Raw genomic sequence first — 19904 nt, forward strand, 5'->3', positions numbered from 1 at the left:
TCCGTGATTTACGGTATGCCACGATCCGCGACACGCGTACGGCCGTCCGTCCGCCGCGTCGGCCGTACGCGCAGGCAGGACCGCTAACGGTCCGCGCCGGCCAGCAGATCGGCCGCGAGCAGCTCCTCACCCTCCGTGTTCCCACCTGCACGCCGTGTGCGCACCCATGCCCGTTTCAGCAGCAGGTGGACGTCCGCCTCCCAGGTGAACCCCATGCCGCCGTGCACCTGGAGGCAGTCGCGCGCGCCGCGCACGGCGGCGTCGTCGGCGAGCAGCCGGGCCGCCGCGATGTCGGCCGGGTCGGCGGTGACGGCGGCCGCGTAGACCGCCGCGCGGGCCGTCTCGACCCGCACGAGCAGTTCCGCGCAGAGATGCTTGACGGCCTGGAAGGCTCCGATCGGCCGACCGAACTGCTCACGCGCCCGGGCGTGTTGCACGGCCAGCTCGCACGCGCGCGTGGCGGTGCCGAGCTGCTCCGCCGCGGTGAGGAGGACGGCGACGGGATCGGCCGTCCCGCGCGCGGGGACGGCGTGCAGCGGCGTCAGCGGGTCCACCGACCGCAGCGGGACGGCCCCGTCGGCGTCCCCGCGCACGACGTCCGCCTGCGCCAGCCACTCCACCAGCCCGCCGCCGTCGACGGCCGCCACGACCGTCTCACCCTCGGCCGCGCCCGGCACGTGCCCGGCGGCGAGGTGGGTGGCCACCAGGGGGCCCGGCAGCAGCACCCGGCCCGCCTCCTCGAAGACCAGCACCGCCTCGGGCAGCCCGAGTCCGACGCCGCCGTCCGCCTCCGGCAGCCGCAGCGCGAAGAATCCGGCCGCGCCCAGCTCCCGCCACAGCGCCCGGTCCAGCTCCCCCGGCCGGTCCACGGCGGCCCGCAGCGCCACCCGGTCGAACCGGCGCGCCAGCAGCTCCCGCACCCCGTCGCGGAGCGCCCGCTGGTCCTCCGTCAGAAGAAATCGCATGACGGACCGTTCACCTCCCCTTCGGCAGACCCAGGATCCGTTCGGCCACGATGTCGCGCTGGATCTGCGACGTGCCGGCCGCGATGGTGTACGAGAGCGAGGAGAGCCGGTCGGCCGTCCACGGCCGGTCGGCGTCGAGGGCCGCGTCGCCCAGGACCTCGGCGGCGGCGTCGTACAGCTCCTGGCGCGCCTGCGAGTAGCGGAGCTTGAAGACCGAGCCGCCGACGCCGGGCACCCCGCCGTGCGCGGCCTCCGCCGCGCTCACGTTCCACTGCGTCAGCCGCCACAGCGCCCGGAACTCGGCGTTCAGGGACCCCAGCCGACGCCGCAGGACGGGATCGTCCCAGCGTCCGGTGCGCCGCGCCTGGCGGGCGAGTTCGCCCAGCACGCGCCGACAGGCGACGACCTCGCCGACGAAGGCGGTGCCGCGTTCGAAGGACAGCGTCACCATCGTCACGCGCCAGCCGTCGTTCTCCGCCCCCACCCGGTTGGCGACCGGCACCCGCACCTCGTCGAGGAACACCTCGGCGAACTCGGCGGACCCGGCGAGCGTGCGCAGCGGGCGGACCGTGACGCCCGGCGCGTCCATGGGCATGGCCAGCCAGCTGATGCCGCGGTGCTTCGGCGCGTCCGGGTCGGTGCGGACCAGCAGTTCGCACCAGTCGGCGACTTCCGCGTGCGAGGTCCAGATCTTGGACCCGCTCACCACATAGGCGTCGCCGTCACGCCACGCGCGCGTGCGCAGTGCCGCGAGGTCGGACCCGGCGTCGGGCTCGCTGAAGCCCTGGCACCACACCTCCTCGCCGCGCAGGATGGGCGGCAGCCAGCGGGCCCGCTGCTCGGGCGTCCCCTCTGCGGCGATCGTCGGGCCGGCGTGCAGCAGCCCGACGAAGCCCGCGCCGACGTAGGGCGCGCCCGCCTTCTCGGTCTCCTCGAGGAAGATCAGGCGGACGCCCGGCGAGGCCTGCCAGTGCACGTCGGCGTATCCGGCGTCGTGCAGCGCCCGCTGCCAGCCGAGGTCGTAGGCGCGGCGGGCCGGCCAGTCGTCCGGCGACGGCTTCGGCGGGAGCGTGGGCAGCGCCTTGACCAGCCACTCCCGCAGCCGGGCCCGGAACTCCGCGTCCTCGGGGCTGTCCGAGAGGTCCATGGTCCTCGTCCCCTCCTTCGGCCGTCGCGCCGACTACTTGTCGAGGTCCAGGTCGAGGTCCAGGTCCAGCATGCGGATCGCGTTGCCGCGCATCAGCTTGTAGACCGTCTCGTCGTCGAGGCCCTTGACGTGGTCGAGGGCGACCTCCTTGGTGTGCGGGAAGGTGGAGTCGACGTGCGGGTAGTCGGTCTCGAAGGTCGCGTTGTCGCGCCCCACCGCGTCGAGGGAGGCCACTCCGTGTTTGTCGCGGAAGAAGCAGCAGAAGATCTGCCGGTAGTAGTAGGTCGACGGCGGCTCGGGGATCAGGTCGCGGACGCCGCCCCACGCGCGGTGCTCCTCCCAGACGTCGTCGGCGCGCTCCAGGGCGTACGGGATCCAGCCCATCTGCCCCTCGGAGTAGGCCAGCTTGAGGCGCGGGAACCGCACCAGGACGCCGCTGAAGAGGTAGTCCATCATCGACGCCATCGCGTTGTTGAACGAAAGGGACGCCTGGACGGCCGGGGGCGCGTCGGGTGAGGCGGCCGGCATCTGCGACGACGAGCCGATGTGCATGTTGACGACCGTGCCCGTCTCCTCGCACACCGCGAAGAAGGGGTCCCAGTAGCCCGAGTGGATCGACGGCAGCCCGAGGTGGCTGGGGATCTCGGAGAAGGTCACCGCGCGCACCCCGCGGGCGGCGTTGCGCCGGATCTCGGCGACCGCCAGGCCGATGTCCCACAGGGGGATCAGGCACAGCGGGATCAGCCGGCCGCCGCTGCCGCCGCACCACTCCTCGACCATCCAGTCGTTGTAGGCGCGCACGCAGGCCAGCGCGACCTCCTTGTCGTGCGCCTCGGCGAAGGTCTGCCCGCAGAAGCGCGGGAAGGACGGGAAGCACAGCGAGGCCTCGACGTGGTTGAGGTCCATGTCCGCCAGCCGGGCCTTCGGGTCCCAGCAGCCGCGCCGCATCTCCTCGCGGGTGATGCCCTCGAGGGTCATCTCGTCGCGGTCGAAGCCGACGGCGGCGATGTTGCGCTTGTACGGGAACTTCAGGTCCTCGTAGATCCACCAGTCGGTGGGCGGGCCGTCCGGGTCCATCGTGATCTGGTACTTCCCGGCGACGTAGGCGAGCTCGCCGATGCCGGCGGTGAGGGGCTGCGGTCCCCGGTCCCGGTACTTCTTCGGCAGCCAGGTCGAGAAGAGGTGTGCGGGCTCGATCACATGGTCGTCCACGCTGACGATGCGCGGCAGTTCGGTGCTCATGGTTCCCCTCCGCCTGGCGGAACGCCGGTGGTCCGGTGGTGGACGGCCCGACGTGTTATCTGATGGATCGTCAGATCTGTGCTCTCTGCAGGCTAGCCCGCACCCCCTGGACCGACAAGGCGACCGGCCCTACGCTCTGCCCAGATCTGACTGTCCGTCAGCTACGCCAGGAAGCCGGGAGCCGACGTGAACGACACCGACACCGCCGCCACCGCCACCGCCCACGAGCTGAGCGACTCCCGCACCCTCTGGGAGCTGCTCGCCCGCCGCGCCGACCTCACCCCCGGCCGCCGGGTCCTCCTCCAGGGCGACCGCGCCCTCACCTTCGGCGAGCTGCGCGAGCGCGCCGAGCGGACGGCGGCCGGGCTGTACGACATGGGCGTACGCCCCGGCACCGTCGTCGCCTGGCAGCTGCCGACCCGCCTCGAGACGGCCGTGCTGTCCTTCGCCCTGGCCCGCCTGGGGGCCGTGCAGACCCCCGTCATCCCCTTCTACCGCGACCGCGAGGTCGGCTTCGCGCTGCGCGAGTCGAAGGCGGAGTTCTTCGCGACGCCGGGCACCTGGCGCGGTTTCGACCACACCGAGATGGCCCGGCGGCTCGGCGCGAAGGGCGTCTTCGAGGCCTACGACGACCTGCCCCAGGGCGATCCCGCGGTCCTCCCCGCCCCGCCCGCCGAGGGCGGCTCGGTCCGCTGGATCTACTGGACCTCGGGCACCACGTCCGACCCCAAGGGCGTCCTGCACACCGACCGTTCACTGATCGCGGGCGGCTCCTGCCTCGCCCACGCGCTGCGCCTCACGGCGGACGACGTCGGCTCCATGGCCTTCCCCTACGCCCACATCGCCGGCCCCGACTACACCGTCATGCTGCTGCTCTACGGCTTCCCGGCGGTGATGTTCGAGCACTTCGCGCTGCCGGACGCACTGGCGGAGTACCGGCGGCACGGCGTGACGGTGGCGGGCGGGTCGACGGCGTTCTACTCGATGTTCCTCGCCGAGCAGCGCAAGCAGCCGGGCGTCCCCGTGATCCCCACGCTGCGGCTGCTCGCGGGCGGCGGCGCGCCCAAGCCGCCGGAGGTCTACCACGCCGTCGTGCGCGAGATGGGCGTGCAGCTCACCCACGGCTACGGGATGACCGAGGTGCCGATGATCACCATGGGCGCGCCGGACGACACGGCGGAGAACCTCGCGACGACGGAGGGACGGCCGCCCGAGGGCATGGAGATACGCATCGCCGGGGACGGCGAGGTGCGGCTGCGCGGCGAGGCCGTGTGCCGGGGCTACCTGGACCCCGGCCAGACCGCCGAGGCGTTCGACGCGGACGGCTTCCTGCGCACCGGCGACCTCGGGCGGCTGACCGCCGGCGGGCACCTGGTGCTCACCGGGCGGCTGAAGGACGTCATCATCCGCAAGGGGGAGAACGTCTCCGCCAAGGAGATCGAGGACCTGCTGGCCGCCCACCCCGGCGTCGGGGACGTCGCCGTGATCGGCCTGCCCGACGCCGAGCGCGGGGAGCGGGTGTGCGCGGTCGTCGAGCAGCCGCCGGGGGCACGGGCGCTGACCCTGGAGGCGGTCACGTCGTATCTGCGCGCGGCGGGACTGTCCGTGCACAAGCTGCCCGAGCAGCTGGAGCTGGTGGACGCCCTGCCGCGCAACGACACACTCCGCAAGGTCCTCAAGTACAAGCTGCGCGAACGCTACTGGGGCACGGTGAAGTAGCGGGCGAACGCCGGGACGATCTCGGCCTCGCCGACCTTGTCGTCGGCGTCGGCGTCCAGCACGCCGGCGGCTCCCCGGGCGACCTCCTCGGGCGCGCCGAGGGCGCGGAGCACCCGCACGGTGTCCTCCACCGTCGCCCGGCCGTCGCCGTCGGCGTCGGCCACGTCGAGGGCCGCGTGCAGGAAGGGGCGGGCGATCTCGGCGAACCGCTCCGGGTTGTCGCGCAGGCGCTTGACCGCGCCGGTCACGAACTCCTCGCGGGTGATGCGCTGGTCGCCGTCGCGGTCGGCGATGCCGGCCATGCCCTGCCAGAACGCCTCGGCCCCCACGTAGACGGCCTGCCCCTTGTCGGAGCGGGCGGCGACGCCGAACTCGGCGAGAACCGCCTTGGCCGCCGCGGCGAAGTCCGCGCGGTCGATGTAGCCGTTGCCGTCCTGGTCGAAGGTGGCGAACCGGGCGGCGATCCTGCGTTCGTACTCACTGTTGACCATGTCTTCTCCGGCCGCCTTACGTCGTCGGTGGGCGCGCTGTGGGCAGTGCGGTGGGCAGTGGGTTGGCACTGCGGTTGGCACTGCGGTGGAAGGCGCTGCGAAGAGTGCTTCCGGCAGGGAGCGTACGACGCGGACGGCGTCCGGGCAGCGGGAAGGGGCCGCCTGTGCCCGGACCGTGGGCGATTCGGGACGAGCGGGTGGCGAAACGACGGCTTCACGCCGACAGCGGTTCCGTCCCGTCGTCCACGGCGTCCGCGAGATCGGCGTAGACGTCGAAGAGGCGGCGCACGCCGAGCGCGCCCAGCACCCGGTTGACGTGGGAGCCCTCGGCCGCACCGCGCGCGGGGAGGATCAGGCGCAGCCGTCCCCGGCAGGAGCGCATGAGGCGGCGGGCGGCGATGAGCACGCCGACTCCGCTGGAATCGCAGAAGTACACCTCGGAGAGGTCCAGGACGAGACTGTGCCGGCCCTCGGCCACCTCGTCGTGCACCCTCTGCCGCAGCACCGGCGACGTCACCAGGTCCAGCTCGCCCGACACCTGCAGCACGGCCCATCCACCCTGCTCGCCGACGGTCACTTTGAAGGCCACCCTCACGCCTTTCGCTCGCTGTAGCCAGCCGTAGCTCGCAGTAAACGGAAGCGGTCCCTTCGCTTCCTTGCAGCGCGGCTGCCCAGCGGCCGTGCCCCGAAACGCCCAAGCAAAAACAGAAACTGAGAGAAAGAGGCTTGTTTCTGTCATATGCAGTCCGGTTCGATCCATGTCTGTCGGGTAGGCGCGGCCCCATACCACCCTCCGGCGGACAGGGGGCGCACATTGAAACAAAGGGGCGTGCATCGTCGTACGTGCCGACTACATTCGAGGCGACGGAACGCGAGCACGGACACCGACACGACGCCGGCACGGCCACGAGCACGACGTCGGCACGGACACAAGCGCAGGTACGGGACGCACACGGTGAGGGGGACGCATGGCGAAAAGGGACGCACCGCCCCGCTGGGACCGCAAGATGCAGCAGCGGCTCGCACGCGGTGAGGCGGCCGCCCTCGGCGAGCTCTACGACCGGTTCGCTTCGCTCGTGCACGGTCTTGCCCACCGCGTGCTCGGAAACGAGCAAGCCGCGGACGTCGTCACCCGCGAGGTCTTCGCCCACGTCTGGGAACACCCGGACGACTACGAGCCCGGGCAGGGCCCGCTGCGCACCTGGGTCGCCGCGGTGACCCACCGTCTCGCCGTGCAGCGCCTGCGCGCCACCGAGACCGCCGCGCTGGCCGAGACCGGCCACGGCTGCGCCGAGGCGACCGAGGAACTCGAGCGCAGGGTGCGGCACGCGTCCGTCGCCGCCCGCGCCGACTACATCGTCCAGGCCATGCCGGCCCCGCTGCGCGCCGCCCTGGAACTGGCCTATTTCCAGCGCCGCGACTACCGCCAGACCGCGGCCGACCTCGGCGTCACCGAGGACGAGGCCCGACGACGGCTCCGTCTCGGCCTGCAACTGCTCTCCACCGCCCACGACACCGCGGCCCCCGGAGCACCCCCCGGCTACGGAGGCGCGGCGTGAACGACCCGAACGACTTCGAGCGAGACGACTTCGAGCCGCACGCCTTCGAGCCGTACGGCGGCGAGAACGCGAAGGACACGGACGAGAACAGGGAGAGCACGGAGAGCAGGGACAGGGGCACGGGGAGCAAGGGGAGCACGCGGAACGTGGGGAGCACACCGGACGCGGAAGCCGCGGGCGGCAAAGGCAGGACCGGCGGCGCGGAGAACGCGGGCGATGCGGAGAACGCGTGCGACGCGGCCGGGGATCCGCGCGCCGAGGACGCGCCCGCACCCACGCCCACGCCCGCCCCTCGCATCCCCCTCCCCCGCGTCTCCGTGGAGGACAGCGGGCTGCCGCTGCCTGCACTGGCGGAGCCGGCCGGACCGGAACCGGTCAGGCTCGAGCATCCGATCCTCAAGTCCCTGCTCGGCGCGTGGGCCCTGGCGGCCTGCTCGTCCGAGGAGACGGACGCCGTCGAGGTGCATCTCGGCGACTGCGGCGCGTGCGCGGACGAGGCACGGCGACTGCGCGAAGCCGTCGGACTGCTCCATCGCTCGGAGTCCCTCGACCTCGACCCCGCGCTGCGCACCCGCGTCCTCGACGGCTGCCTGGAACGACGTCCGCCGCGCATCCCGGTGCCCGCCTGGGCGGCGTCGTACGACGCCGAGACCGCGCGACTGGACGCCCTGCTCCAGGACTTCGGGGACGCCGAGTGGCACGCGCCCGTGCGGCTGCGCTGGTTCCGCGGCGAGAGCGCGACGAGCCGCCGGACCACCGTCGCCGGGGTCATCGCCCATCTCCTCGCGGTGGACGGCCTGATCGCCGTCGCCCTGGGCCTGGACGACCCGCTGGACCTGGGCCTGGACCCGGACCGGGAGCCGGCGGCGGGCGGCCCTCCGGATCAGCCGGACGGTCCCGACGGGCCGGACTGGCCGGACGGGCCGGGCCGGACGAAGAGCCGGACGCGGACGCCGTCGCAGCGCACCGAGGCGCTCTGGGCGGGCGCGCGCTTCCCGCCCAACCGCTCGGTGCGCGGCCCGTGGCGCGAGCAGACCCACGCCCTGGTCCGCACGGTGTCCTCCTCCGGAGGAGACCCCGCCGGCCTGCCGGTGTCGTACGGCGGCTTCGAACTCCCCCTGCGGGACGCGATGCTGGACCGGGCCTTCGAGTGCTGGGTGCACGCCGAGGACATCGCGGAAGCGGTCGACTACCCCTATGCGCCGCCCGCGCCGCGCCATCTCCACGGCATGATCGACCTCGCCGCGCGGATGCTGCCGGAGACGCTCGCCGCCCGCCGTCGCGCCGGACTCGCCTCGCCCGCACGCACCCGGCACCTGAGGTCCGCCGGCCGGCCCAAGCTGCCCGGCCGCAGCCTGCGGCTGGAGATCGAGGGCTCTGGCGGCGGCCAGTGGCTGATCCCACTGGACTCGCCCGCGTTCCCGGTCCCGTCCGGACCGGAGGACCCGCGCGGCGCGGCGGGCCCCGCCGACGACGAGGTGGCCCATGTGGCCATGGACGACGTGGAGTTCTGCCGCCTGGCCGCCGGCCACGTGTCCCCGGAGGAGGCTGCGGCGGGCCAGGTCGGCGACCGGGACGCGATCAGGGACGTACTGTTCGCGGCGGCCGCCCTCAGCCGGATGTAGCGAGGACGGTGCGGGCCCTGGGAAACACGCCTCAGGGGAAGACGACCGTCCGGCGTCCGTTGAGCAGGATCCGGCGCTCCGCGTGCCACTTGACGGCCCGCGCCAGGGCCTGGCACTCCACGTCCCGACCGATCGCGACCAGCTGGTCCGGCGTGACGCCGTGCCCGACCCGCTCGACCTCCTGCTCGATGATCGGCCCCTCGTCGAGATCGGCGGTCACATAGTGCGCCGTCGCCCCGATCAGCTTCACGCCCCGCGCGTGCGCCTGGTGGTACGGCTTCGCGCCCTTGAAGCTCGGCAGGAACGAGTGGTGGATGTTGATGATCCGGCCGCTGAGCTGCTTGCACAGGTCGTCGGAGAGAACCTGCATGTAGCGCGCCAGGACGACCAGTTCGACGTCCCGTTCCCGGACCAGCTCCAGCAGCTGCGCCTCGGCCTGCTGCTTGTTGTCCTTCGTCACCGGAATGTGCTGGAAGGGAATGTTGTACGAGCCCACAAGCTCGGCGAAGTCGGTGTGGTTGGACACCACGGCCGCGATCTCCACCGGTAGCGCGCCGATGCTGGCGCGGAACAGCAGGTCGTTCAGACAGTGCCCGAACTTGCTGACCATGAGGACGATGCGCATCTTCTCGTCGGCCCGGTTGATCTGCCAGTCCATGTGGAACGAGTCGCCGATCGCCGCGAAGCTGGCCCGCAGCTTGTCCACCGTCACCGGCGGCTCGGCCGAGAAGTGGACGCGCAGGAAGAACAGACCCGTGTCGTGGTCGCCGAACTGCTGACTGTCCTCGATGTTGCAGCCGGTCATGAAGAGGTAACTCGACACGGCGTGCACGATGCCCTGCTTGTCGGGGCACGAAAGGGTGAGGACGTACTGGTCGGCGGGGGTCGCCGCGGCTCGGGCGGACTGCGCGTTCATGCCCGACAGGGTCGCACACCCCCCGCCGCCGCCGGCAATCGTCCCGCAGGACGGAACACGACGCCCGCGGTCCCACCGGCCGACGCCACGCCAGGGGCGGCCGCACCGGCCGTGGCCACGCCGCCCGTGGCTACGCCGCCCGCGTCATGATCCGCAGGACCTCGAGGGTGCGGGGCGGCGCGTCCGGGTCGTCCCCGTCGCTCGCCGCCATCCGCACGTGCGCGTCCCGCGCCGCCCGCACCGCGTCCGGCCAGCCCTGGTTGTCGACGTACGCGGAGACCGGGGCGTCCGGCCCGACCTGGTGCATGATCCGCAGCACCCGGAGCACGGCGGTGTCGACGAGCGCCGCCTCCTGCGAGTCGCGGAAGATCGTGCCGACGTACTTCTCGGCGGACCAGTTGTCGAGCCAGGTGTCCTCGACGAGGCGGTACACGGCGTCGGTGACGTCCCCGTATCCCTCGACGCCGGCCAGCCAGACGTTCTGCTGGAACGCCGGATCGGAGAGCATGTGCAGCGCGGAGCGCACATTGCTGCGCCAGCGCCACCACGGCATGTCGTTGAGTGGCATGCCGCCCATGGTGGGGGAGCGACGGCCGCGACGGGAAGAGTTCTCCGAACCTTGCACGGTCACCGATCGTACGTTTCCGCGCCCCGCGAGCGGCACGGACCCCCACGATCCACCTTTCGGTCACGCAACGTACGACGAGGGTCACTCCACGGCAGGCCGCCGGGGGCCGTCACAGCTGGGTGGGCCGTCACAGCTGGGTGGGCTGGCGCTCGGTCAGCCCGTACTTCCGGGCGATCGCGTTCCACAGCTTCGCGGCCTGCGCCTTCTGGGCGCTCGCGGTGCCGCTCGCGCGATTGCCGGCCTGCGTCTCGCCGGTGGTGCGGGCCGAGCCCTTCTTGCAGTTCTTCTTCTTGTCGTTGGCGATCTGGTCGGCCCAGGCCGCGTAGTGGTCGTCGGCGGACGCGGACGCCTGCCACGCCTTGGTGAGCGCGGCGGTCAGCGCGGTGTGGTCCGGGAGCCGGTCGACCTTCAGTCCGGACAGCCGGGTGACCAGACCGGCGCGCTGCTTCGACGCGTCCCGCAGATCCGTGGCCGCCCGGGCGAGATCGCCGCACGCCTTGACGTCGGCGACGGCGCTGATCACGCTGGCCCGGCTGCTGCCGCTGTCCGCCAGCAGCTTGTCCAGTTCGGCGGCCTGTTCCCCCGCCCCGTCCGAGGACGCCGACCCGGATTGCCCGGTCGCCGGTCCCGACGCGGCCACCGTCTTGTTGTCGTCGCCGCCGTCCGAGCCGCCGCCGAGCATCGCGCCCGCGCCGACCCCGACGACCACGAGAGCCACGCCGATCGCCGCGAACAACGGCACCCGTGAGCCGGTGCGGTCCCCCCGGCCACGGCCGCCGTCATCGTCGTTCCGCGTCCCGCGGCGACCGCCCGCCGACGGGTCGCCGGGCGGGGTGTAGGCCGGCGGGGTGTAGGCGGGCGGCGCGTAGCCGGACTGGGCGGAGCGGGCGGCGGGAGCACCACGGCCCGGCCGGCCGGCGGGTGCGGGTGCGGGGGCGTCCGGGTCGGTGAAGAGCGGCAGCAACTGGGTCGAGCCGGCCGGGCCGTCGCCGGCCGGCTCGTCGCGGAAGAGGCTCTCGAAGCCGGCGGGCGGCTGCTGCCGGTCGCCGGCGCCCTGTGCGGCGACCGGCGGGATGTACTGGGTGGCCTCGGCGTCGGGGTGCCCGCCCGGCATCGAGCCGGGGGCGCCCTGCGTGTGCGGGGGAGCCGGGTGCTGCGGCGTGCGGCCCAGGTAGTGGGTCGACTCGGCAGGAGCCTCGGGCGGCAGCGCGCCCGGCACGACGGGCGGTATGTACTGCGTCGCCCCCTCGTCGGCGGGCGCGGCCGGTATCGGCGGAAGGTACTGGGTGGCGCCCTCGTCGGCGGGCGCGGCCGGGACCGGCGGTATGTACTGCGTCGCACCCTCGTCGCCGGGGGCGGTCGCGGCCGCGACCGGCGGCAGGGGCGCGCCCGGTCTGCCCTGGCCGTACGCCGGGGCTGCCGGGGCCGGTGCGCCCTCGGGCGGGAGCGGCCCGGCCCCCGCCCGGCGGCCGTCGTCCCACGGATCCTGCTGCGGAACGCCCCACTGGTTCCGCTGCTCGGGCTGGTGGGGGTTCTGCTGCTCGGGCTGCTGCTGGGGCTGGTGCTGCGGGTGGGCCTGGTCCGGGGGGAGCGGCCAGCTCCCGTCCGGCTGCTGCGGGACCGGCGACTGCTGGTCCGGACCCCAGGACTGCTGCCCCCAGGTCTGTCCGCCGGCGGTCTGTCCGCCGGCCTGCGCCGGCTGCCCGTACTCCGGCTGCCGCCCGTACCCCGGCTGCCGTCCGTACTGTGACTCCGGCCCGTGCTCCGGCTGCTGTCCGTACCCCGGCTGCTGCCGGCCGTACGGCTGCTGCCCGTCGCCCTGTGTGTACGGCTGCTGCCCGTACGGCTGCGGCGCCTCCGCCTGCCCGTACGGCTGCTGTCCGTAGGGCCCGCCGTCGTACCCGCCGGGGTGGGGCTCCGACGGGGCGTCCGGCTGCGGTTGCGGCCGGGCCGCCGGGCGCCGCACGTCCGGCGTCGTTCCCGGCAGCAGGGGCGCCCCGCCGTCGGAGGGCAGCACGATGCCTTCGCGCGCGGGCTGCGCCGAGGGCTCCTCGCCCTGTCCACTCTGCGTCACCGGGACTCCTGCTGATGGGGGACCTTCGGAATCGTCGGTTCACGCTACCGGTTCCCCGGAACCCCGTGCCACGCAGCTCAGACCGTGATCTCCCTCCTGACCGGGCCGCCGGTGACGTGCGCGACAGATCCGGAGCGCCGCGCGCCGTGTTCGTCGCCTCCCGTGCGGGACCTCGTCGTTTCCCGCACGGTCACGCGGCGGCGCCCCCGTGTTCACGCCGCCGTCGCCAGCTCCAGGTGTGTTCCGAACTCCCTTACCACCGACTCGTCGCGGAACGGCTCCAGCCGCTGCTGGAGGTCGTCGAGGTACTCCGCGCCCCGGTTGGAACGGAGCGTCTCCAGCAACTCGACCGCTTTCATGCCGGTGTTGCAGGCCTGTTCGATCTCACGTTGCTGCACCTGCGCGGTGGCGAGGAGCACATAGCCGATCGCACGCCGACGCGCACGGCCCGGTGGATGCCCGGCCAGGGACTCCTGGGCGCAGCGCGCCGCCGCCTCGGCCTGGCCCAGGTCGCGGTGGCAGTGCGCCAACTCGTCGGCGAGATAGGCCTCGTCGAAGTGCGTGATCCACACCGGGTCGTCCCCGGCGGACGGGGCGGCGGCGTCCAGCGCGGACACCGCCCTTCCGGCCGCCGCCTGTGTGCTCCGGACGTCGCCCATCAGGGCGTGTCCGCGGGCCTCCGCGGCGAGGAACATCGCCTCCGCGCGCGGTGTCACCCGCCCCCGCGCACCCTCCTGCGCCGCCCGCGCCAACTGCGCGATCTCGCGCGGGTTTCCGAGCTGCGCCGCGAGATGGCTCATGGACGCGGCCAGCACGTATCCGCCGTATCCGCGGTCGCCCGCCGCCTGGGCCAGCCGCAGGGCCTGGATGTAGTAGCGCTGGGCGAGGCCGGGTTGGCCCGTGTCGACGGCCATGTACCCGGCGAGCTCCGTCAGTCTCGCGACGGCGGCGAAGAGTTCACGGCCCACGGCCTCCCGGTAGGAGCCGGCGAGGAGGCCCGAGACGACGCTGTTGAGGTAGTGCACGACGACCGGACGCACATGTCCGCTGCCGTACTGGTGGTCGAGGTCGACCAGCGCCCGCGTCATGGCCTTCACGGCCGCCACGTCGGACAGTCCCACCCGGGGCCCCGCGGACCGTGCGACCTGCGCGTCGGGTGAGGAGATCAGCCAGTCACGGCTCGGCTCGACGAGCGCCGAGGCGGCCACGGACGAGCCGGACAGGAAGTCCCGCCGGCCCACGTCGCTGCGCCACAGCTCGCAGACCTGCTCGATGGCCCCCAGCACCGTCGGCGAGAACTGGAGACCCACGCCCGAGGCGAGGTTCTTGCCGTTGGCCATGCCGATCTCGTCGATCGTGACCGTACGGCCGAGCTTGCGGCCCAGCGCCTCCGCGATGATCGCCGGGGCGCGCCCGCGCGGCTGCTGTCCGCGCAGCCAGCGCGCCACGGACGTCTTGTCGTAGCGCAGGTCGAGGCCGTGTTCGGCGCCGCACATGTTGACGCGGCGGGCGAGCCCGGCGTTCGAGCACCCCGCCTCCTGGATGAGCGCCTGCAGCCGTTCGTTCGGCTGCCGCGCGACTAGCGGCCTTGCGGCCATGGGCACTACCCCCTGTGGCTGCGGTGACCGGGGCGGCGGGTGCCTGCCCACACACCGGGTTGACGTGTCTTCCACCGAAAAGTTCCGGCCGAGAAGATCAATGCCCCACGGTCGCACCGAAAATGCGAGGCATGAGCGGATTGCTGATGTTTGCCGGGCAAGACGGGAAATGCCGGGTTACAGGCGGAAGCCGCCCCCCTCACCCTGGTTACCCGCTCCCGCGCCCGTTCCTCCCGCGCGCCCCCGCCCATGCACCCATGCGCCCCGGACGCGGAATCGATGCTCCTCCCCCGCGCATTCGGGCAGGCGTAACCCCTGGTGACCGCTAGAGTTGTGTTCATCGTGGAAGAGACCATCGCGGGCGCCGACGCCGCTCAAATCCCGAGGCAGCGCGGGGAATCGCTGCTCGAGACCGCTGTTCGCTACGCCGAGGAACGTCATTGGGACGTGTTCCCGGGTGCCTGGCTGGAAGCCGTCGACGGGATGCAGCGCTGCTCCTGCGGCGAAGCGGCCTGCGAGGTTCCCGGCGCGCACCCCACTCGGCCCGACTGGGCGACACAGGCCACCGGCAGCGCGACCGTCGCGCGCCGGATGTGGCAGAAACAGCCGACCGCCTCGATCCTGCTGCCGACCGGGCGTACGTTCGACGCGATCTCCGTGCCGGAGACGGCCGGGTTCCTCGCGCTGGCGCGGATGGAGCGGATGGAACTGACCCTCGGTCCGGTCACGTTGACGCCGGATCGCCGGATGCAGTTCTTCGTGCTGCCGGGCGCCTCGGCGAAGGTGCCTGACCTGGTGCGCAAGCTGGGCTGGTCGCCGGCCGCCCTCGATCTCGTGACGCTCGGCGAGGGCACGTACGTGGCCGCGCCGCCCACCCGGTTCGGGTCCCGCGGGGCCGTGCAGTGGGCCTGCCGGCCGACCGCCGCGAACCGCTGGCTGCCGGACGCCGAGGAGTTGATCTCACCGCTCGCCTACGCCTGCGGACGGGACCGTTAGCCCACGGCCTCAGACGGCCCACGGCCTCAGCCGGCCACAGCCTCAGACGGCCCACGGCCTCCGTCAGACAACCTCCGTCAGCCGGCCCCGGCTGCTGATGGCCGACGGCTGCCTGCGGCCCACGGCCGCCCGGCCGGGCGGGCCGTAGGGTTCGGGGCATGACGTCCGTACGCGTGCGTAACCTCTGGAAGCGGTTCGGCCAGCAAGTCGCCGTCGCCGGGATCGATCTCGACCTGCCCTCGGGGAAGTTCATCGGCCTCGTCGGCCCCAACGGGGCGGGGAAGACGACGACGCTGTCCATGGTGACCGGGCTGCTGCGGCCCGACCAGGGGTCCGTCGAGATCGTCGGGCACGACGTGTGGCGGGACCCGGTCGAGGTGAAGGCCCGGATCGGGGTGCTGCCGGAGGGCCTGCGGCTGTTCGAGCGGCTGTCGGGACGTGAACTGCTCGGTTACAGCGGGCGGTTGCGGGGGCTGCCTGGCGCCGAGGTCGACAAGCGGGCCACCCAGCTGCTGGACGTCCTCGATCTGGCCGGAGCCCAGCACAAGCTCGTGGTCGACTACTCGACCGGCATGCGCAAGAAGATCGGGCTCGCGGCCGCTTTGCTCCACAACCCTGAAGTGCTCTTCCTCGACGAGCCGTTCGAGGGCGTCGATCCGGTCTCCGCGCAGATCATCAGGGGCGTGCTGGAGCGGTACACGGCGTCCGGGGCGACGGTCGTGTTCTCCTCGCACGTCATGGAGCTCGTGGAGTCGCTGTGCGACTGGGTGGCGGTGATGGCGGCGGGACGGATCCGGGCGCACGGGACGTTGGAGGAGGTGCGCGGGTCGGCGCCCTCGCTGCAGCAGGCGTTCCTCGAACTCGTCGGGGCGCAGGGCCGGGACACCGGCTCCCACCTCGACTGGCTGGGCGGCGGGGCGGGCCGATGAGCGACCCGACCTCCGCACCGAGCGCCTGCGCACCGGGCGCCTCCGCTCCCGGCGCCTCCGCACCGGGCGCCTCCACGCCGGGCGCCTCCGCTCCGGGCCTCGTCGCCACCGTCGTACGGCTGAAGTTGTCGCTGCTGCGCAACGGGCTGCGGCAGTCGGGCGGGCGGCGCGCCGCGTACGTCGCCTCCGCCGTCGTCACCCTGCTCTTCGCCGCGTTGCAGCTGCTCGGGTTGATCGCGCTCAGGGGGCACGGCCACGCCGTCGCCCTGGTCGTGCTGCTGGTGGCGGTGCTGGGACTGGGGTGGGCGGTGATGCCGCTGTTCTTCCCCAGCGGCGACGAGACCCTGGACCCGACCCGGCTGGTGATGCTGCCGCTACGGCCCCGGCCGCTGGTACGGGCGCTGCTGGCGGCCTCGCTGGTGGGCATCGGGCCGCTGTTCACGCTGCTGCTGCTGGTGGGGTCGGTGATCTCGCTGGCGCACGGCGCGGCCGCCTGGGCGGTGGGGGTGCTCGCCGTCGCCCTGGCGCTGCTGGTGTGCGTGGCGTTCGCGCGGGCCGTGGCCGCCGCCAACATCCGGCTGCTGAGCAGCCGCAAGGGGCGCGACCTGGCGGTGCTGAGCGGTCTCGTGATCGCGATCGGGGCGCAGGTGGTGAACTTCGGGGCGCAGCGCCTCGGCACGTCCGGGCTGGCGCAGCTCGAACCGGTCGGGGACGTGCTGCGCTGGCTGCCGCCGGCTTCGGCGCTCGGCGCGGTCGACTCGGTGAGCGAGGGCGCGTACGGGGTCGCCGTCGCGCAGCTCGCCGTCAGCGGCGCGGCGCTGGTGCTGCTGGTGGCGGCCTGGTCGGGCAGCCTGACGCGGCTGATGACCGCGCCCGACGGCTCCACCCTGCAGGCCGCCGAGCCGGCTGCGCGCGAACGGCGGAACTCGGCGGGCCTGGCGCGGCTGCTGCCGGGCGGGCGCACCGGCACGGTGATGGAACGCACCCTGCGCTACATCTGGCGCGACCCGAAGACGAAGGCCGCCTGGGTGACCTCGCTGGCGATCGGGCTGATCGTGCCCGTCTTCAACGCGCTGCAGGGCACCGGCTCGATCTACTTCGCCTGCTTCGCCGCGGGGATGCTCGGCATCCAGATGTACAACCAGTTCGGGCAGGACACCTCCGCGTTCTGGATCGTCGCGATGACCATCTCCTCGCGCCGGGACGCCTACGACGAGCTGCGCGCACGGGCGCTGGCCCTGCTGGTGATCACCCTTCCCTACGCGACGCTGGTGACCGTGCTGACCACGGCGATGCTCGGTGACTGGCCGAAACTCCCCGAGGTGCTCGGACTGTCCTTCGCGCTGCTCGGCGCGATGCTCGCGACGGGCGCCTGGACCTCGGCGCGCTTCCCCTACTCGATCCCCCAGGAGGGCCACAAGAACGTCGCCCCCGGCCAGGCCGGTCTCGCCTGGATCGCGATCTTCGGCGGGATGGTCGCGGCCGCCCTGCTGTGCGCGCCGGTCATCGCGGTGACGATCTGGCTGCACGTCACCGAGGGCGGCGAGGCGTGGACCTGGCTGCTGCTGCCGGGCGGCACGGCCTACGGCGCGGCCGTCACCCTGCTGGGTCTGCGGCTGGCGGCGCCGCGCACCGCGTCCCGGCTGCCGGAGATCCTGACGGCGGTGAGCAAGGGCTGACGACGGCCCACCGAGCACCGGCACCGGCGGCGGTACTCGGGGGCGCGTGGGCTCGGCGGCCGCGGGTGCGCGGGGTGCGGTCAGCTCGATTCGGTGAGGACGGCGTCCAGGAACGGCTCGATGGCCGCGCGCCAGCCCTCCGGCTGGTCGTAGTGGACCAGGTGCCCGGCGTCGGGCACCTCCGCGTACTCGCCGCGGGGCAGCACCCGGACCATCTCCTGGGCCTCGGCGCGGCCGAGCTCGCCGTCGAGGCCGCGGACGACGAGCACCGGGCAGCGGACCTGCGTCAGCTCCTCCCAGTGCGCGTCGTAGACCCAGGTCTCGCGGGACTTGAGCATCTGCTCGGGTTCGAAGACGGGACGCCAGCCGTCGGACGACTCCTGCATCACCTCGGCGTAGAACTCGCCCCGGGAGGGGTTCGGGCGCTCCACCCAGGGGTCGTCCTCGCCGAACCACTTGCGGACGTCGGCGAGTGTGGCGAAGGGGACGGGCCAGGAGGTGAACCAGTCGCCCCACTCGCGCTGCGAGGCCGCGCCGAGCGCGGAGGCCCGCATGTCGCAGACGACCAGGCCGCGCACCAGGTCGGGTCGCTTGGCGGCGAGCTGCCACCCGGTGAGCGCTCCCATGGCGTGGCCGACGAGGACGGCCGGGGCGAGTCCGAGCTGCTCGAGGGCCGCCTCCGCGTCCTCGACGTAGGCCTCGCGGGTGAAGGCGGCCTGCGACGGCTTCTCGCTCTGCCCGTGGCCACGCTGGTCAAGGGCGACCGCGCGGTGCCGCTCGGAGAGCCAGCGGGCGGTGGACGCCCAGTGCGACGCCCGGCCCATCAGGCCGTGCAGTAACAGCACGCCGGAGGCCCGCTCGGGCTCCTGCCGCTCCTGCCGCTCCTCCCGCCCGCCGGTGGACTGCGTAGGGATCCCCTTCGGCGGGTCGCCGAACTCCCAGGCCGCCAGACGTACGCCGCCCGCCCCGGTCACGTCGATGCGTCGCGCCATAGGTCCTGGCACCCCCTAGCCGTCGTCCGCTGCGCTGCCGATGCCTTCGTACTGCCTTCAATCACCTCAGGCTATCGAATGCCCTTTCGAGAATTGCACTCTCCGCGCACAACACCGCTCGTTCGAGTGACCATCCTCAGGGAATGATCCCCGCCGCCGAGGGGAGATTCCCATCGGGAGGCGGACCGCTCGGGGAAAGCGGTCCGAGGGGAATGACCCTGGGAGCTCGGGGCTCCGGGTCAGCACAGGGGAGGACAGGCCCCGGCGCCGTACGGCGCCGGGGCCCTCCGCTGCTCCGCGGCACATCATCCCGCCCCCTCAGGTCATATGCCTCTCGCGACAGCCTGGCACGGGATGCGTCGCGGCGCTGCGATTCGACACAGGCAGTCTCCGATTCGACGAGATCGACGCCATGCCACAACTGCCCCACGCATCTCGGGAGTTGGCCAAAGCTCACCGTTCCGCGACGATCGCCGCCGGCGGCCCGGCAACCGCGGCGCTCGGCTCACCGCAGTGGTCGGCCTCGGCTCACCGCTCCGGTCAGCGCTCGGCCCACCGCTCCGGTCAGCGCTTGGCGACGAACACGTGGGACGCGACCTCCGCCTGCAGCTCGGCCGCCTCGCCGCCGCTGCCGACCAGCACGCCGCCCGCCGACTCCGTCACGCTCACCACCGAGCCGGGCTGCACGCCCGCGCGGCGCAGCGTGTACATAAGCTGCGCGTCCGTCTGGATCGGCTCGCCGATGCGGCGGACGACGACCGTCTTGCCCTCCGCGCCCGGGTCGAGGTCGGCCAGCGAGACCATGCCCGCGTCCAGGAAGGGGTCGGCGCCGTCCTTCTCGCCCAGCTCCTCCAGGCCCGGGATCGGGTTGCCGTAGGGCGACTCGGTCGGATGCCGCAGCAGCTCGAGAACGCGCCGCTCGACGGCCTCGCTCATCACGTGCTCCCAGCGGCAGGCCTCCGCGTGCACCTGCTCCCACTCCAGGCCGATCACGTCGACGAGCAGACACTCGGCGAGGCGGTGCTTGCGCATCACGCGCGTGGCGAGCCGCCGGCCCTCGTCCGTGAGCTCCAGGTGCCGGTCGCTGGCGACCGAGACCAGGCCGTCGCGCTCCATGCGCGCCACCGTCTGGCTGACCGTCGGCCCGCTCTGGTCGAGGCGCTCGGCGATCCGGGCACGCATGGGGACCACACCTTCCTCTTCCAGCTCGAGGATGGTGCGGAGATACATCTCCGTGGTGTCGATCAGTCCGGACATTGATGCCCCTCGATTAGCTCTGCCGAAGGCTCGACGGCACGTCGGCGTGTGCGCTGGCCCTGCACCCAATTCTGCCGGATACCACCG

17 protein-coding genes are annotated in these 19904 nt (G+C 73.1%); 6 read left to right on the forward strand and 11 right to left on the reverse strand.

Annotated elements, in window-relative coordinates; all coding sequences use genetic code 11:
- Positions 1-83: 83 nt before the first annotated feature.
- From QA802_RS18830 to QA802_RS18840, 3 genes are read right to left on the reverse strand one after another with little or no spacing between them, the layout of a single operon-like run.
- Positions 84-965, reverse strand: a complete 882-nt coding sequence (locus QA802_RS18830; protein WP_334524042.1) for an acyl-CoA dehydrogenase family protein — start codon at positions 963-965, stop codon at positions 84-86.
- Positions 966-975: 10 nt separating this feature from the next.
- Positions 976-2112, reverse strand: coding sequence for an acyl-CoA dehydrogenase family protein (locus QA802_RS18835; RefSeq protein WP_334524044.1), 1137 nt, complete (start codon positions 2110-2112; stop codon positions 976-978).
- A gap of 33 nt (positions 2113-2145) precedes the next feature.
- Positions 2146-3354: an amidohydrolase family protein gene (locus tag QA802_RS18840; RefSeq protein WP_334524047.1), complete on the reverse strand. Its 1209-nt coding sequence runs from the start codon at positions 3352-3354 to the stop codon at positions 2146-2148.
- Between the two features lie 186 nt (positions 3355-3540).
- Between QA802_RS18840 and QA802_RS18845 the strand changes: the two genes are divergently transcribed.
- On the forward strand, positions 3541-5073 hold the full coding sequence (locus tag QA802_RS18845; RefSeq protein ID WP_334524050.1) for a class I adenylate-forming enzyme family protein: 1533 nt from the start codon (positions 3541-3543) through the stop codon (positions 5071-5073).
- Here QA802_RS18845 and QA802_RS18850 read toward each other — a convergent pair.
- Both QA802_RS18850 and QA802_RS18855 read right to left on the reverse strand, forming a co-directional pair.
- A complete protein-coding gene (locus QA802_RS18850; protein ID WP_334524053.1) occupies positions 5052-5564 on the reverse strand; it encodes an EF-hand domain-containing protein in 513 nt (170 codons plus the stop codon). The two genes, QA802_RS18845 and QA802_RS18850, sit on opposite strands and share 22 nt — an antisense overlap.
- A 214-nt stretch (positions 5565-5778) precedes the next feature.
- The gene (locus tag QA802_RS18855; protein ID WP_319166466.1) at positions 5779-6159 is read right to left on the reverse strand and encodes an STAS domain-containing protein; all 381 of its coding nucleotides are present in this window, start codon (positions 6157-6159) and stop codon (positions 5779-5781) included.
- Between the two features lie 373 nt (positions 6160-6532).
- On the opposite strand from QA802_RS18855, the gene QA802_RS18860 reads away from it, so the two are divergent.
- The gene (locus QA802_RS18860; RefSeq protein ID WP_334524055.1) at positions 6533-7123 is read left to right on the forward strand and encodes an RNA polymerase sigma factor; all 591 of its coding nucleotides are present in this window, start codon (positions 6533-6535) and stop codon (positions 7121-7123) included.
- Positions 7120-8748: an immediate early protein gene (locus QA802_RS18865; RefSeq protein ID WP_334524058.1), complete on the forward strand. Its 1629-nt coding sequence runs from the start codon at positions 7120-7122 to the stop codon at positions 8746-8748. Before QA802_RS18860 ends, QA802_RS18865 begins: the two co-directional genes overlap by 4 nt.
- A 31-nt stretch (positions 8749-8779) precedes the next feature.
- Here the strand turns inward: QA802_RS18865 and purU are convergent, their stop codons facing one another.
- The 4 genes from purU to QA802_RS18885 form a co-directional block, all read right to left on the reverse strand.
- Entirely contained in the window at positions 8780-9664 is an 885-nt protein-coding gene (gene purU / locus QA802_RS18870; protein WP_334524060.1) for a formyltetrahydrofolate deformylase, read from the reverse strand.
- A gap of 130 nt (positions 9665-9794) precedes the next feature.
- Positions 9795-10295 (reverse strand): SCO4402 family protein, encoded by a 501-nt coding sequence (locus QA802_RS18875; protein WP_079041271.1) that lies wholly within the window; start codon positions 10293-10295, stop codon positions 9795-9797.
- A gap of 124 nt (positions 10296-10419) precedes the next feature.
- On the reverse strand, positions 10420-12366 hold the full coding sequence (locus tag QA802_RS18880) for a hypothetical protein (RefSeq protein ID WP_334524062.1): 1947 nt from the start codon (positions 12364-12366) through the stop codon (positions 10420-10422).
- 212 nt (positions 12367-12578) lie between these two features.
- Positions 12579-13964: an NsdA family TPR-like regulatory protein gene (locus QA802_RS18885; protein WP_334524065.1), complete on the reverse strand. Its 1386-nt coding sequence runs from the start codon at positions 13962-13964 to the stop codon at positions 12579-12581.
- 333 nt (positions 13965-14297) lie between these two features.
- On the opposite strand from QA802_RS18885, the gene QA802_RS18890 reads away from it, so the two are divergent.
- From QA802_RS18890 to QA802_RS18900, 3 genes are all read left to right on the forward strand, one after another.
- Positions 14298-14960, forward strand: a complete 663-nt coding sequence (locus QA802_RS18890) for a bifunctional DNA primase/polymerase (RefSeq protein ID WP_334534741.1) — start codon at positions 14298-14300, stop codon at positions 14958-14960.
- 158 nt (positions 14961-15118) lie between these two features.
- Positions 15119-15889, forward strand: a complete 771-nt coding sequence (locus tag QA802_RS18895; protein WP_319166453.1) for an ABC transporter ATP-binding protein — start codon at positions 15119-15121, stop codon at positions 15887-15889.
- Entirely contained in the window at positions 15886-17568 is a 1683-nt protein-coding gene (locus tag QA802_RS18900; RefSeq protein WP_334524069.1) for a transporter, read from the forward strand. Before QA802_RS18895 ends, QA802_RS18900 begins: the two co-directional genes overlap by 4 nt.
- An 80-nt stretch (positions 17569-17648) precedes the next feature.
- Here QA802_RS18900 and QA802_RS18905 read toward each other — a convergent pair whose 3' ends face one another.
- Together QA802_RS18905 and QA802_RS18910 are read right to left on the reverse strand one after the other, a co-directional pair.
- Positions 17649-18560 (reverse strand): alpha/beta fold hydrolase, encoded by a 912-nt coding sequence (locus tag QA802_RS18905; RefSeq protein ID WP_334524070.1) that lies wholly within the window; start codon positions 18558-18560, stop codon positions 17649-17651.
- A 564-nt stretch (positions 18561-19124) separates the two neighbouring features.
- On the reverse strand, positions 19125-19817 hold the full coding sequence (locus QA802_RS18910) for an iron-dependent transcriptional repressor DtxR (protein WP_057579021.1): 693 nt from the start codon (positions 19815-19817) through the stop codon (positions 19125-19127).
- Positions 19818-19904: the final 87 nt, after the last annotated feature.

Source organism: Streptomyces sp. B21-105 (assembly GCF_036898465.1).
Classification (GTDB): Bacteria; Actinomycetota; Actinomycetes; order Streptomycetales; family Streptomycetaceae; genus Streptomyces.